This is a genomic window from Vibrio sinaloensis (genome assembly GCF_023195835.1).
Lineage (GTDB): Bacteria > Pseudomonadota > Gammaproteobacteria > Enterobacterales > Vibrionaceae > Vibrio > Vibrio sinaloensis_C.
Genome location: NZ_CP096199.1, coordinates 2,023,709 through 2,037,794, shown reverse-complemented (window position 1 = coordinate 2,037,794; position 14,086 = coordinate 2,023,709). Strand labels below are relative to the sequence as shown.

Here is a 14,086-nt window from a genome sequence, read left to right as displayed (position 1 = left end):
AAATAAAAACAAAAAGCCACTCATCGATTAGGGTGGGGATAGTATCAGGAATACGCCATGAATATTTTTATCATGCGCCATGGGGAAGCGGAACATTTTGCTCACAGCGATGCTGAACGAGCATTGACCGACCATGGCCACAGTGCATCGATCGCGGTCGCGCGAGCTTGTGCAGAAAAAGGGTTTGCCAAGTTCGACAAAGTATTGGTCAGCCCTTATGTCCGCGCGCAGCAAACCTGGAAGGCCATCTCTAAGCATTTTGCCGCTGAGCTAGTAGAAACCTGCGAGGAGATTACCCCGTACGGAGATTCAGAGCAGGTTGCTGACTATGTCAATGCCCTGATTGATGTGCATCATTACCAGAATGTGTTGATCGTGTCTCATCTGCCATTAGTCGGCTACCTGACAGCCGAGTTTGTGACCGATATGATCCCGCCTATGTTTCCAACTTCCGGTTTGATTTGTATTGATTTCTCAACCGAGAAGCGCACCGGAGAGGTGCGGTTCAATATCCATCCATGATGAAGCTGAAAATGGCATGTCAGCTGGCATGCCATTTTTTTGCCGATGATGACGCTAAGTCAAGCTTGTCGAACGTCAAACCAAAGCCATAAAATTGACATAGTTGCTGGACTGGATATTGCATGTGCTAGCCAAGTTATTCATTTTTCCCGATATTGTAGCTGACCAACCATGAAGTTCTCTCTGCCATTTGCACACAAATTGCCCCCAATACCACAGCGTGCGATGCCAGCGATCGGCGCGCCGATTATGGTATTGGCCACCTTGGCCATGGTCATATTGCCGATTCCGGCGTTTCTGCTCGACCTATTTTTCACCTTTAATATCGCCCTTGCTATGGTGGTGTTGCTGGTGACTGTCTACACTCGACGTCCACTCGACTTCGCTGCATTCCCAACGGTACTGCTTATTGCGACCTTGCTACGCTTGGCGTTGAACGTCGCCTCGACCCGTGTGGTATTACTCTACGGTCACGAAGGGCCGGGAGCGGCGGGTAGCGTTATTGAGGCCTTTGGTAGCGTGGTTATTGGTGGTAACTACGCGGTAGGTCTCGTGGTGTTTCTCATCTTGATGATCATCAACTTCATGGTGGTGACCAAAGGTGCAGGCCGTATTTCAGAGGTCAGTGCGCGTTTCACCCTAGATGCATTACCTGGTAAGCAGATGGCGATTGATGCGGACTTAAACGCAGGCCTGATTGATCAAGACCAAGCGCGAACGCGTCGCCAAGAAGTGACCAAAGAAGCGGATTTCTACGGTTCGATGGATGGTGCGTCAAAGTTCGTTAAAGGGGACGCTATCGCCGGTATTTTGATCTTATTCATCAACATCATTGGTGGTCTTTCCATCGGTATGGCCCAGTACGGCTTGGGTTTTGGCGAGGCAGTCGAAATCTATACCTTGCTAACCATAGGTGATGGCTTGGTCGCACAGATACCATCATTGCTACTCTCGATCGGTGCCGCGATCATGGTGACGCGTCAAAACGCTGATGAAGATATGGGACAACAAGTTGTCTTCCAGATGTTTGACAACCCGAAAGCCTTGATGATTACAGCGGCGATTCTGGGTGTCATGGGTGTCGTGCCTGGGATGCCTCACTTTGCGTTTTTGCTGCTGGCGATCATTGCTGCGGGCTCAGCGTACTTGATTCAGCGCAAACAGAAGAAAGCGGCAGAGCAAACCAATCTTCCAGCCACCACAGAGCAAGACTCGCCAACACCAAAAGAGCTCTCTTGGGATGATGTACAACCGGTTGATATCGTAGGTCTTGAGGTGGGTTATCGCCTGATCCCGCTGGTGGACAAAGACCAAGGTGGCGAGCTTTTAGAGCGCGTGAAAGGGGTTCGGAAAAAGTTATCTCAGGACTTTGGCTTCCTTATCCCTGCGGTGCATATTCGTGACAACTTGGAGCTAACCCCTAACAGCTATCGAATTACCTTAATGGGGGTAGCAGTCGGCGAAGCTGAGATTAGACCCGATATGGAGTTGGCCATTAACCCAGGCCAAGTCTACGGCATGATAGAAGGCGAACCGACCATAGATCCGGCCTTTGGTCTGGAAGCGGTGTGGATTCGCGAAGAGCAGCGAGAGCATGCGCAAGCATTGGGTTATACCGTGGTTGATTCTTCAACCGTTCTCGCGACCCACTTAAGCCAACTGTTAACCAACAACGCATCCCAGTTGATCGGCCATGAAGAGGTACAAAACCTATTGGAAATGCTGGGTCGCAGCACGCCTAAATTGGTTGAGAACTTTGTGCCTGACCAACTGCCATTGGGCGCGGTGGTCAAAGTTCTGCAAAATCTACTCAACGAAGCGGTACCGATTCGTGACATTCGAACCATTGTTCAAACCTTGTCCGAATACTCAAGCAAGAGTCAAGAACCTGACATTTTAACCGCTGCGGTACGTATCTCGCTCAAACGACTAATTGTCCAAGAAATCAATGGGATAGAGCCAGAATTGCCGGTAATTACCCTGATCCCTGAGCTGGAACAAATATTGCATCAGACCATGCAGGCGTCGGGTGGTGAATCTGCGGGAATCGAGCCGGGCTTAGCGGAGAGGCTACAATCATCATTGAGCCAAGCCACTCAAGAGCAAGAGCTGAAAGGTGAACCAGCAGTGTTACTGACATCCGGAGTGTTGCGCTCGACGCTAGCAAAATTTGTTAAGAACACGATTCCTTCGTTAAGAGTGCTCTCTTACCAAGAAATCCCTGACGAGAAACAAATTCGCATTGTGCAAGCTGTTGGCAACTAGTTTTCAATGCGTTGATATACGGTACCCAATTTGAAGATAAAACGATTTTTTGCAAAGGACATGCGCACCGCCTTGCTGCAGGTTAAATCTGAGCTAGGTGATGATGCCGTTATCATGTCCAACAAGAAGGTCGCGGGTGGGGTTGAGATTGTGGCGGCTGTAGACGGCGAAGGTGCAAACCGAACCGCTAACAGTTACAACTCAAGTCCACGCCAAACTCCGCCTCGTCAGGTGCAAAGTGCCCAGCTAAGCAGTCAAAAACGTGCTCTAGACGAGGACCGCGTTAGCCTACAATCTCAGGCCGATTCAGGCCGTTCGATGACCAAGCGTTTTGCCAATATGCTCAAGCAGTACAGCCATGGTAAAGACGACGTGGATACGCACCACCAAGATGAGAATCCAGACTCCCTTTCTGCGTTGCTAAAACGCCAATCCTCTTCGCGTGGCAATTCAAATGAAAATGTGCGCGTGAAAGAAGATTCACCGCTTGCGCGCCTGATTGCGGAAGACCGCCGCTTTGAGAAACCACCGGCCAAACTAGATCCAACCCGCTATGAGCGAGCTCGTCACAACGAGCCAAGTGTTTCCAACGAAGACCTTGAAGAGATGAAAGAGGAGATGACCTCAATTCGTCGCCTGCTAGAGCATCAAGTGTCCGGCTTAATGTGGCAAGAGGTTGAGCGCCGTGAACCACTTCGAGCTATGCTTATCAAACGTTTGGAGCGAATGGGCGTATCGTCTGACCTTGCTGATCAATTGGCTTGCTATATTCCTGAAGACACCCCACCGACTAAAGCGTGGAAGGCGCTGTTAGGTCTGGTGTCAGACCAAATTCCTATCTCTAAGCAAGACATATTAAAGCGCGGTGGTGTGGTCGCGCTACTTGGGCCAACGGGGGTGGGCAAAACTACGACAGTGGCTAAGCTTGCCGCGCGAGCTGCGATGGAGTTTGGCGCAGACAATGTGGCCCTAGTTTCTACCGACACTTACCGTATCGGAGCACACGAGCAGTTGGCAATTTATGGACGAATTATGGGATGTCCTGTAAAAGTCGCTAAAGATTCCAATGAGTTAGCCGATGTAATATATCAGTTACGCAATCGTCGCCTAATTCTTGTTGATACAGCAGGCATGGGCCAGCGTGATGTTAGGCTCTCTGAGCAGTTAGATACGCTGATGCATGAGAGCGGAGAAGTGATTCACAGTTACCTAGTTTTGCCTGCCACTGCGCAGCGCAAAGTACTGCAAGAGACCATCGATCACTTTAAGCGTATACCCCTGTCAGGATGCATTATGACCAAGCTCGATGAATCCCTTAGTTTGGGTGAATTTGTCAGCGTGGTTGTGCAAAACGCACTCCCAGTAGCCTACATTGCGAATGGACAACGAGTTCCTGAAGACATTGTGATAGCGCAGCCAAAGTATATGGTCGCTAAAGCAAACGAATTACTTGAGAAGTCGACAGATGATGAACCTCACTACTGGAATAGTGAAGCGGAGAGGTTCTAGGCGGCGGACGATTATGACAAAGAATATGATACAAGACCAAGCAAGCGGACTACGCCGCTTAACACAGCCTTCTTTAACCAAAGTCATTTCTGTGACGGGTGGCAAAGGTGGTGTTGGTAAATCAAACGTAACCTTGGGAATGGCCATTTCGATGGCACGTCAGGGCAAAAAAGTAATGGTGCTTGATGCTGACTTAGGTTTAGCCAATGTCGACGTCATGTTGGGAATTCGACCAAAGCGCAACCTAGGCCATGTTCTCGCGGGTGAATGCGATTTAAAAGATGCGATTGTCGAAGGTCCTCACGGCATCCGTATCATTCCGGCCACGTCGGGTACGCAAGCGATGACCGAGCTGTCACATGCTCAGCACGTCGGGCTTATTCGAGCGTTTGGTAGCTTGGAAGATGAGATGGACGTCTTGCTCATTGATACCGCTGCCGGTATCTCTGACATGGTGGTGAGCTTTTCTCGCGCAGCTCAAGACGTGGTGGTGGTCGTGTGTGATGAACCAACATCGATTACTGATGCATATGCTTTAATCAAGTTGTTGAGTAAAGACCATCAGGTGCAACGTTTTAAAATCGTTGCAAATATGGTCAGAAGCTATCGCGAAGGCAGAGAATTGTTCGCAAAGTTGACCTTGGTCACAGAGCGATTCTTGAATGTGAGCCTTGAGCTCGTAGCATGTATTCCGTTGGATGATAAAGTTAGGCAAGCGGTCAAAAAACAAAAAATTGTTGTTGACGCATTTCCGAGATCTCCCGCGGCATTAGCGATTGGTTCTTTGGCAAGTAAAGCACTGACTTGGCCAATACCTAAGACCCCGAGTGGACATCTTGAGTTTTTTGTTGAACGCTTACTGAATAGACCAGAGATGTTAGAGGAACCATTTGGTGAATAAGGCCTTGACCTATGACCAATACGCAAACCAAAACAGTCAGCGAGCGTTTTTAGAAAAATACTCGGTGCTAGTGAAGCGTATTGCTCACCATTTGCTAGGGCGATTGCCCCCGAGTGTGCAAGTGGAAGATCTTATTCAGGCGGGCATGATCGGTCTACTTGAAGCTCAAAAGAACTACGATGGTAGTAAAGGAGCGAGCTTCGAAACCTACGCAGGCATCCGAATTCGTGGTGCTATGCTAGATGATATTCGCCGTGGTGACTGGGTTCCGCGCTCGGTGCATAAATACAACCGCGAGGTTAGCCAGGCGATATCTGCGCTCGAAGGTGAGTTGAATCGAGACCCAACTGATGCAGAAGTTGCGCAGCATATGGGCATTAGCCTAGAGCAATACCATACGATTTTAACCGATATTAACTGTTCACGTTTGGTTGGAATTGAAGATCTCGGAGTCTCCGAGGACGTCATTTCTCCCGACGATAGCGAAGAAGAGAATTTACCCTTTCAAGGGGTCGCTGATGAATATTTTCGTCAAGCTTTAGTCGATTCGATCAAATCTCTTCCAGAACGAGAGTCACTAGTACTTTCGCTTTATTACGATGAAGAGTTAAACTTAAAGGAAATCGGCGAGGTAATTGGTGTTAGCGAGTCACGCGTTAGCCAAATATTAAGCCAGTCAATGCAGCGTCTACGCACTAAGTTGAGTGCTTGGACAAAATAATGAGTAAACATCACTGATCTCGAACTCAGTGGAGGCAATTTTGAATAAAAACATGAAGATCCTTATTGTTGATGACTTCTCAACAATGCGCCGTATCGTTAAGAACCTACTTCGTGATTTGGGCTTTAATAACACCCAAGAAGCGGATGATGGCTTAACGGCGTTACCTATGCTTAAGAAAGGTGATTTTGACTTTGTCGTGACAGACTGGAATATGCCAGGTATGCAAGGTATTGACCTACTCAAGCATATTCGTGCTGACGCCGAGTTGAAGCACTTGCCAGTACTAATGATTACTGCAGAAGCAAAGCGTGAGCAAATCATCGAAGCCGCTCAAGCAGGTGTAAACGGCTATATCGTTAAGCCTTTCACTGCGGCGACACTAAAAGAAAAATTAGACAAAATTTTTGAGCGCTTATAGTCAAGGAATTGACCGAAAGCGTTAAAAGGCCAATTCAGAATGATTTCATTAGAACAGGCAAAGCAACTCGTAGAGCTGTTGGAAAACGACCAGCAACAAGAGGCGGATTCTCTTGTTAAAGGCATCTACGAGAACCAAAAAAATCCAATGCTACAAGAGATTGGTGAGTTGACTCGTGATTTGCATGAGTCAATCAAGCACTTTAGCGTGGATGAGCGCATGAGTGAGATCGCCAATGACGAAATCCCAGATGCAAGGGATCGCCTCCAATACGTCATTGACAAGACTGAAGTCGCTGCCAACAAAACCATGGATGCGGTGGATCGGTGTATGCCCATTGCAGACAACCTTCACGAAGGACTGCTTAAGGTCCGTCCTCAGTGGAATGAGTTGATGCACGGTCGTATTGATCTGGCGGAGTTTAAAGCGCTGTGTCATCGAATCGATGATCTACTTGGGGAAGTAGAAGGCGACAGCTCTGAGCTGAGAGGTCAACTGACCGAGATTCTCATGGCTCAAGATTTCCAAGATTTAACTGGGCAAATCATTCGTCGAGTGATCACCTTGGTCAACGAAGTCGAAGGCAGACTAGTCGAAATTCTGACAGCGTTTGGCGCTAGCCAGTTGGAAGAAAATACAGATAAAAAGAACAAAGCAGCAACGGATCCGGAAGGTCCTATTCTTAACCCTCAAGAAAGGGAAGATGCCGTTTCATCACAAGACGAAGTTGACGACTTACTCTCGAGTCTTGGGTTTTAGAGGTAACATATGAGCTACGATTTAGACGAAGATATTCTTCAGGACTTTTTAGTTGAAGCAGGAGAGATATTGGAACTTCTCTCTGAGCAGTTAGTAGAGCTAGAAAACAACCCTGACGATAGAGATCTATTAAATGCTATTTTCCGTGGTTTCCACACCGTAAAAGGTGGTGCGGGCTTCCTAGCGTTGACTGAATTAGTTGACACCTGTCACGGTGCCGAGAACGTTTTCGATATTCTGCGTAATGGCCAGCGTCAAGTTAGCTCTGGTCTGATGGATACGATGCTAAAAGCACTCGATACCGTCAATGAGCAGTTCCAAGCGGTTCAAGACCGTGAGCCCCTGCCGAAAGCGGAACAAGCATTATTGGATGAGCTTCATCGACTCAGTAACCCTGAATCTGCTGATGAAGCGGTCGTAGCTGAAGAACAACCACCTGTTGTAGAAGAGACACCAGTCGAACCACCACAGGTTGAAGAAACTGCCCAGGAGTCTTCCCAGATCTCTGCTGGTTCGATTGATGAAATAACTCAAGACGAGTTTGAAAAGCTGCTAGATGAATTGCACGGTGCAGGAAGTGCACCGGGTGCTTCGAGCACCGCCTCAGCCGCTCCAGCGTCGTCAGCTCCAACTTCGGCACCAAGTTCACAAGACAGTGGCGACATTACCGACGATGAGTTTGAGAAGCTGCTCGATGAGCTTCATGGCTCAGGTAAAGCGCCCGGTAAGAGTGAACAAGCCGCACCCGCAGCCTCGGCACCTGCCGCGCCTGCGACACCTTCAGTGGCAGCAGGCGATAGTGACTTGATGACCGATGAAGAGTTTGAAAAACTTTTGGATGAACTTCATGGTTCAGGCAAAGGACCATCTCCAGAAGAACTTGATGCGGCGACTAAACCCGCCGCTACGCCGCCACCGGCTGCCAAGCCAGTAGAGCCAGCGAAACCTGCAGCCGCGCCAGCTGCGCAATCCGCACCACCACCACCACCGGCCAAAAAAGAGGCAGCGCCACCGGCTACACAAGCGAAGAAGCCGCAAGCTGAAGCGACAGTTCGTGTTGATACCTCAACGCTAGATACCATTATGAACATGGTCGGTGAGCTGGTACTGGTACGAAATCGTTTATTGAGCCTTGGTCTCAACAGTAATGACGAAGAGATGTCTAAGGCCGTGTCGAATCTTGATGTGGTGACGGCTGATTTACAAGGCGCGGTCATGAAGACGCGTATGCAGCCGATTAAGAAAGTTTTCGGCCGATTCCCTCGCGTAGTACGAGACCTTGCACGTAGCTTGAACAAAGACATTACCCTGGAAATGCGTGGTGAAGACACCGACCTAGATAAAAACTTGGTTGAAGCACTTGCAGACCCATTGATCCACTTGGTGCGAAACTCTGTTGACCACGGTATTGAAATGCCAGATGACCGTGTCGCTTCAGGTAAGCCTCGCACCGGTAAAGTTATTCTGTCAGCCTCACAAGAGGGTGACCATATCGAACTTGCCATTGTCGATGATGGCGGTGGTATGGATCCAGACAAGCTACGCGCAATTGCGGTTAAGCGTGGCATGATGGACGAAGATGCCGCTTCACGCTTAACAGATAAAGAGTGTTTTAACCTTATCTTTATGCCTGGCTTCTCCAGTAAAGAGAAGATCTCAGATATCTCAGGCCGTGGTGTTGGTATGGACGTGGTGAAAACCGCCATCAATACCTTAAATGGTCAGATTGATATCGACTCAGAACTCGGCAAGGGGACAAAAATTACCATCAAAGTCCCACTGACGTTGGCTATTTTGCCAACCCTAATGGTCGGTGTGGCAGGCAACCCATTTGCACTGCCACTAGCCAGTGTGAGTGAGATTTTCCACCTAGATCTGAGCAGAACCAACGTGGTTGACGGTCAGCTGACCATCATTGTCCGTGATAAGTCTATCCCACTATTCTATCTCCAAAACTGGTTAGCACCGCATATGGGACATGTTGAACGAGGCAAAGGCCACGGTCATGTTGTCATCGTACAAATCGGTAACCAGCGTGTTGGTTTTGTAGTGGATACCTTGATTGGACAAGAAGAAGTGGTGATCAAACCATTGGACAACTTGCTACAAGGTACCCCAGGTATGGCAGGCGCAACCATCACAAGTGACGGTCATATTGCACTTATTTTGGATGTTCCTGATTTGCTTAAGCAGTATGCCGCTGCTTCGCGAATCTAAGTCGCGAATTAAAGAAGGACAAGTATGGCGATCAAAGTATTAGTGGTTGATGATTCGAGTTTTTTCCGCCGCCGTGTGAGTGAAATTATAAACTCCGAGGCCCGTTTAGAAGTTATAGATGTAGCGACTAACGGTAAAGAAGCGGTAGAGAAAGCGCTGCGAATCAAACCTGACGTCATAACAATGGACATTGAAATGCCAGTGATGGACGGCATCACTGCGGTACGCGAGATTATGGCGAAAAGCCCAGTACCTATTTTGATGTTCTCTTCATTGACTCACGATGGAGCCAAAGCCACTCTAGACGCGCTCGAAGCGGGCGCGCTGGACTTCCTACCGAAAAAGTTTGAAGACATCGCGCGTAATCGCGACGAAGCGGTAACTCTGCTGCAACAGCGTGTGATTCAGATTGCGTCTAGACGCGCCTTTATGCGCCGCGCTATCACTCGACCTACGAGTACCACCCGCACGAGTGCTGATACGTCAAGCGCGTTGCGACCAGCAGCTCGGACGGCGCCAGCCGCCAAACCCGCAGTTGCTACGCGATTCAAACCATCCGGTAAAAAGTATCAACTGACGGCGATCGGTACTTCGACCGGTGGGCCGGTTGCACTGCAAAAGATTCTAACTAAGTTACCTGCGAACTATCCGCACCCGATTGTGTTGATCCAGCATATGCCTGCGACGTTCACAGCGGCCTTTGCTAGTCGCCTAAACTCACTTTGCAAGATTCAAGTCAAAGAAGCAGAAGATGGCGATGTATTGAAGCCGGGCGTTGCGTATTTAGCGCCAGGTGGCAAACAGATGATGATCGATGGTCGTCCTGGCTCGGCAAAATTGCGCGTCATTGATGGTGGCGAACGCATGAACTACAAACCATGTGTCGATGTCACCTTTGGTAGCGCGGCTAAAATTTACGCAAACCAAGTCCTCTCTATGGTTTTAACGGGCATGGGGGCAGACGGACGTGAAGGCGCGCGTATGCTGAAAAATGCGGGTGCGACGATTTGGGCACAAGACGAAGAAAGTTGTGTTGTCTACGGCATGCCGCAAGCTGTCGCCAAAGCAGGGATATCAAGTGAAGATCTACCACTTGATCGCATCGCTGAGCGTATGCTAGTCGAAGTTGGTCTGGCATAGAGGGTTCGTATGATTGTATGGAGCATAGCAAACCAGAAAGGCGGTGTCGGTAAAACAACGACGACGATCACTTTGGCAGGTTTGTTAAGTAAACAAGGAAAGCGCGTACTTCTCGTTGATACCGACCCTCACGCGTCGCTGACGACCTATCTCGGTTACGATTCAGATAGTGTTCCTTTTAGCCTGTTTGATCTGTTTCAGCTCAAAGAATATACCGCCCAGACGGTGATGCCTTTGGTGATGAAATCCGATATCGAAGGTATTGACCTTATTCCTGCTCATATGTCCCTCGCCACATTAGATAGAGTGATGGGTAACCGAAGTGGCATGGGGTTGATCCTAAAACGCGCATTGTTGGCCATTCGCGAACGCTACGATTACGTACTGATTGATTGTCCACCTATTTTAGGTGTGATGATGGTCAACGCCTTGGCCGCCAGTGACCGAATTTTGATTCCGGTTCAAACCGAGTTTTTGGCGATGAAAGGGTTAGAGCGTATGGTTCGAACTCTCGCTATTATGCAGAAATCGCGCAATAAGTCGTTTAAAGTGACGATCGTACCAACCATGTACGACAAACGCACCCGTGCATCGTTACAGACCTTGCAGCAATTGAAGAAAGACTACCCAGATCAGGTTTGGTCGTCGGCGATTCCAATCGATACCAAATTTCGTGATGCGAGCTTAAAGAATCTACCGGTTTCTCATTTCGCAGCCGGAAGCCGCGGAGTTTTTGCTTACAAGCAGTTGCTGATTCATTTAGAGAGGTTAGCCATCGATGACTAGCCAATCTTCTTTATCTAGTGAGCAAGCACTTGATGATTACTTTTCAGCACTACTCGAAGAGGTGATTGAAGAGTTCGAGCCTTTGGAAAGTACCCAAGAGCCAGAGCCTGTTACAGCGGCACCTAGTGAAACACTTGAGCTTGCGCCAATGATGCAGTCGGTCGAAGAGAAAAGCTACTTTCATTTGCCGACCGAAGAAGTTGAAGTCCCTGATCTTGAAGATGTCGAGCGCTTACTCAAACAACTAGAGACCACCAATCCTGTCGCAGACCTTGAGCTTGAACATGTGATGGAGCAGAACACGGTTGAGATAGCTCAGGCTCAGCCAGAGGTAGTGGTTGATGAGATTCAAGATTGGCAGATTGATGAACCAGCGGTAGACGTCGCCGTTGAGGTTGAGTCTAAGGTCGAGCCCGAGCCAGTTGCTACGGTAGAGACCCAGGTTGAGCAGCAAGTGGTTGAGCCCGAAGTCAGTGTGGTCGAAGAGCAGCAGCTTGACGTTGAACCAACCGTCGAGACGCAAACCGGCGGCAGCGGATTTAGTCAATGGCAGTCGACCCAGCGCGATGTTGAGTTTCAAGTGTTGTATTTCGATGTCAACGGCGTCACCTTCGCCGTACCACTGGATGAGCTCGGTGGCATACATCGTACCGCTGAGATGAACCACCTCATCGGTCGCCCGGATTGGTACCTTGGTTTGCAAACCAGCCGCGAAGCCCAGTTGGATGTTGTCGATACCGCAAAATGGGTGATGAGTGAAAAACTCAAAGACGACTCACACAAAGAAAATTATCAATACATTGTGATGCTTGGTGAAAGTATGTGGGGCTTGGCCTCTACCAAGTTGATGGGAACGGAAGCATTGGATCCCGCAATGGTTCGATGGCGAGAAACGGCAGGAAAAAGACCGTGGCTTGCCGGGATGGTAAAAGAAAAAATGTGCGCTTTGATCCACGTTGAAGCATTGATAGCTATGCTTAATGCAGGACTTGATGTTAAAGCATTAGATAATTAGAACATTTATGCCGATTTGGGCTTAGAGAGGATAAGGTATGTCTCAAACTAATGAAGTAGAAGTAAGAAAAGAGCAGTCAAACGACGAAGTGCTTCAGTGGGTGACGTTCCAGTTAGAAGAAGAAACCTACGGCATCAACGTGATGCAAGTACGTGAAGTATTGCGTTATACCGAAATTGCTCCCGTGCCAGGTGCTCCTGACTATGTACTGGGTATTATCAATCTTCGTGGTAATGTTGTGACGGTCATCGACACTCGCTCACGCTTTGGCTTGATGGAAGGCGAAATCACTGATAACACGCGTATCATCGTGATTGAGTCTGAGCACCAAGTGATTGGTATTCTGGTTGATAGCGTTGCAGAAGTCGTTTACCTACGTGCATCAGAAATCGACACCACGCCAAGTGTGGGTACGGACGAAAGCGCCAAGTTCATTCAAGGTGTCAGCAACCGTGATGGCAAGCTATTAATCCTTGTTGACTTGAACAAGCTACTCACTGACGAAGAGTGGGATGAGATGGCTCACCTATAATGGACACGAGTTGGATGACACAGGCTCCGGTACTTGCTGGAGCAGTTGTTTTAGTTGTATTGCTGTTATTGTTGGTCATGTTTCGGCTCAAAAAGAGTCAAACTCGCTCTGCAGAGCATTTACGCCAACAAAATCGTCATCTAGACAAAGAGTTACAGAAAGCTAATAAACAGTTGCTTGAAGTACGTTCTGTCGTGGTTGGTTTAGGGCAAAAGGTCAGTGAGCAGCATGACTTGATCCAACATCTCGGAGAGCGCATCACTGAGCTAGAGCAAGCCGATAGCGACGGTCGTCTCTATTCCCGAGCCAGCAAGATGGTCCAGTTGGGCGCCGATCTCGACGAACTTATCGAAGAGTGTGAGCTTCCTAAAGCGGAAGCAGAGCTGATGCTGTCATTGCAAAACAAGATTACCGGCAAGGAAAAAATCCCTCCTCTTGAAAGCGGCCTTGAACGCCGCAAGCTCGCCAGCCGCAAGAGCGGCGGAAAACGTTAGTGAAAAAGTGCCTCAGGGCACTTTTTTATTTTTAGTTGTAACCATTTAGTGGTAGTTACTAAAGTTTATGATTAATTATTAACAGATTCTTACTTAGTTTCGTGATTCGTATAGGTCTATTTCTGTTTTGAGTTCAATAGGCTGTGTTAAGATAGCCACTCGAAATTTATCTAGTGACCCCAAATGTTAGAAGTATCCCAATTGACAGCGATTAGAGATGAAAGAGTTCTATTCGAATCTCTGTCTTTTACCATAGATTCTGGTGAGTTAGTTCAGATCGAAGGAAGAAATGGTACCGGAAAAACCACCTTGTTACGCATCATTACCGGTTTAGGTGATCGTGATGAAGGGGAAATTGCTTGGAATGGGGAAACGATAGAGTCCAATCGCGATGCCTTCCACCAAGACCTATTGTTTCTTGGTCATCAAACGGGCGTAAAGCGCGAGCTCACCGCTTACGAAAATTTGCGCTTTTACCTAAGCATCCACGCAAAAAGTCGCATCGATAAACAAACTATCTACCAAGCTCTCACCAAAGTCGGCTTAGCGGGACGTGAAGACGTACCCGTAGCTCAACTTTCCGCAGGCCAACAGCGAAGAGTTGCGTTAGCGCGTTTATGGCTGAGCGATCACAAGCTTTGGATTCTTGACGAGCCATTGACCGCGATTGATAAACAAGGTGTCAAAGTGTTGGAGTCACTGTTCTTGCAACACGCTGAGCAAGGTGGAATCGTGATGTTAACGACGCACCAAGACATGTTTGCTGACAATCCAAAACTACGCAAAATCAAATTGGGTGATTAA

General features: G+C 48.4%; 14 protein-coding genes. All 14 read left to right on the top strand.

From position 1 onward, the window contains the following. Nucleotides 1-57 precede the first annotated feature (57 nt). The 14 genes from sixA to ccmA all read left to right on the top strand — a co-directional run bounded on the left by sixA (nt 58) and on the right by ccmA (nt 14,086). Complete coding sequence (gene sixA / locus MTO69_RS09230) at nt 58-522, top strand: phosphohistidine phosphatase SixA (protein ID WP_248328573.1); 465 nt, start codon at nt 58-60, stop codon at nt 520-522. Between the two features lie 171 nt (nt 523-693). Then, the gene (gene flhA, locus MTO69_RS09225; RefSeq protein WP_248328571.1) at nt 694-2,787 is read left to right on the top strand and encodes a flagellar biosynthesis protein FlhA; all 2,094 of its coding nucleotides are present in this window, start codon (nt 694-696) and stop codon (nt 2,785-2,787) included. A gap of 30 nt (nt 2,788-2,817) precedes the next feature. Next, on the top strand, nt 2,818-4,296 hold the full coding sequence (gene flhF / locus MTO69_RS09220; protein WP_248328569.1) for a flagellar biosynthesis protein FlhF: 1,479 nt from the start codon (nt 2,818-2,820) through the stop codon (nt 4,294-4,296). 13 nt (nt 4,297-4,309) lie between these two features. Beyond that, nucleotides 4,310-5,197 carry a MinD/ParA family protein gene (locus MTO69_RS09215; protein ID WP_248328567.1) on the top strand — a complete coding sequence of 296 codons (888 nt, stop codon included), beginning with the start codon at nt 4,310-4,312 and terminating at the stop codon, nt 5,195-5,197. Continuing rightward, on the top strand, nt 5,190-5,918 hold the full coding sequence (locus MTO69_RS09210; RefSeq protein WP_248328565.1) for an RNA polymerase sigma factor FliA: 729 nt from the start codon (nt 5,190-5,192) through the stop codon (nt 5,916-5,918). The genes MTO69_RS09215 and MTO69_RS09210 overlap by 8 nt, the downstream gene beginning before the upstream one ends. Nucleotides 5,919-5,970: 52 nt before the next feature. Continuing rightward, on the top strand, nt 5,971-6,339 hold the full coding sequence (cheY, locus tag MTO69_RS09205) for a chemotaxis response regulator CheY (RefSeq protein ID WP_017635949.1): 369 nt from the start codon (nt 5,971-5,973) through the stop codon (nt 6,337-6,339). A gap of 39 nt (nt 6,340-6,378) precedes the next feature. Next, complete coding sequence (locus MTO69_RS09200; protein WP_248328563.1) at nt 6,379-7,098, top strand: protein phosphatase CheZ; 720 nt, start codon at nt 6,379-6,381, stop codon at nt 7,096-7,098. A 9-nt stretch (nt 7,099-7,107) separates the two neighbouring features. Beyond that, nucleotides 7,108-9,315, top strand: coding sequence for a chemotaxis protein CheA (locus tag MTO69_RS09195; protein ID WP_248328561.1), 2,208 nt, complete (start codon nt 7,108-7,110; stop codon nt 9,313-9,315). Nucleotides 9,316-9,339: 24 nt separating this feature from the next. Further along, nucleotides 9,340-10,455 carry a protein-glutamate methylesterase/protein-glutamine glutaminase gene (locus tag MTO69_RS09190; protein WP_248328559.1) on the top strand — a complete coding sequence of 372 codons (1,116 nt, stop codon included), beginning with the start codon at nt 9,340-9,342 and terminating at the stop codon, nt 10,453-10,455. A 9-nt stretch (nt 10,456-10,464) separates the two neighbouring features. Beyond that, nucleotides 10,465-11,241 carry a ParA family protein gene (locus MTO69_RS09185; protein ID WP_248328557.1) on the top strand — a complete coding sequence of 259 codons (777 nt, stop codon included), beginning with the start codon at nt 10,465-10,467 and terminating at the stop codon, nt 11,239-11,241. After that, nucleotides 11,234-12,256 (top strand): chemotaxis protein CheW, encoded by a 1,023-nt coding sequence (locus MTO69_RS09180; protein ID WP_248328555.1) that lies wholly within the window; start codon nt 11,234-11,236, stop codon nt 12,254-12,256. Before MTO69_RS09185 ends, MTO69_RS09180 begins: the two co-directional genes overlap by 8 nt. A gap of 37 nt (nt 12,257-12,293) precedes the next feature. After that, nucleotides 12,294-12,788 (top strand): chemotaxis protein CheW, encoded by a 495-nt coding sequence (locus tag MTO69_RS09175; protein WP_248328553.1) that lies wholly within the window; start codon nt 12,294-12,296, stop codon nt 12,786-12,788. Next, nucleotides 12,788-13,282 carry a DUF2802 domain-containing protein gene (locus tag MTO69_RS09170; protein WP_248328551.1) on the top strand — a complete coding sequence of 165 codons (495 nt, stop codon included), beginning with the start codon at nt 12,788-12,790 and terminating at the stop codon, nt 13,280-13,282. The genes MTO69_RS09175 and MTO69_RS09170 overlap by 1 nt, the downstream gene beginning before the upstream one ends. Nucleotides 13,283-13,465: 183 nt before the next feature. Continuing rightward, nucleotides 13,466-14,086, top strand: coding sequence for a cytochrome c biogenesis heme-transporting ATPase CcmA (gene ccmA, locus MTO69_RS09165; protein WP_248328549.1), 621 nt, complete (start codon nt 13,466-13,468; stop codon nt 14,084-14,086).

What these genes read in the sequence shown, in the direction of transcription:
- MTO69_RS09175 (WP_248328553.1), top strand. Translation starts at nt 12,294, where the DNA reads ATGTCTCAAACTAATGAAGTAGAAGTAAGAAAAGAGCAGTCAAACGAC.
- ccmA (WP_248328549.1), top strand. Translation starts at nt 13,466, where the DNA reads ATGTTAGAAGTATCCCAATTGACAGCGATTAGAGATGAAAGAGTTCTA.
- MTO69_RS09195 (WP_248328561.1), top strand. Translation starts at nt 7,108, where the DNA reads ATGAGCTACGATTTAGACGAAGATATTCTTCAGGACTTTTTAGTTGAA.
- MTO69_RS09170 (WP_248328551.1), top strand. Translation starts at nt 12,788, where the DNA reads ATGGACACGAGTTGGATGACACAGGCTCCGGTACTTGCTGGAGCAGTT.
- MTO69_RS09190 (WP_248328559.1), top strand. Translation starts at nt 9,340, where the DNA reads ATGGCGATCAAAGTATTAGTGGTTGATGATTCGAGTTTTTTCCGCCGC.
- cheY (WP_017635949.1), top strand. Translation starts at nt 5,971, where the DNA reads ATGAAGATCCTTATTGTTGATGACTTCTCAACAATGCGCCGTATCGTT.
- MTO69_RS09180 (WP_248328555.1), top strand. Translation starts at nt 11,234, where the DNA reads ATGACTAGCCAATCTTCTTTATCTAGTGAGCAAGCACTTGATGATTAC.
- MTO69_RS09215 (WP_248328567.1), top strand. Translation starts at nt 4,310, where the DNA reads ATGACAAAGAATATGATACAAGACCAAGCAAGCGGACTACGCCGCTTA.
- sixA (WP_248328573.1), top strand. Translation starts at nt 58, where the DNA reads ATGAATATTTTTATCATGCGCCATGGGGAAGCGGAACATTTTGCTCAC.
- MTO69_RS09185 (WP_248328557.1), top strand. Translation starts at nt 10,465, where the DNA reads ATGATTGTATGGAGCATAGCAAACCAGAAAGGCGGTGTCGGTAAAACA.
- MTO69_RS09200 (WP_248328563.1), top strand. Translation starts at nt 6,379, where the DNA reads ATGATTTCATTAGAACAGGCAAAGCAACTCGTAGAGCTGTTGGAAAAC.
- flhA (WP_248328571.1), top strand. Translation starts at nt 694, where the DNA reads ATGAAGTTCTCTCTGCCATTTGCACACAAATTGCCCCCAATACCACAG.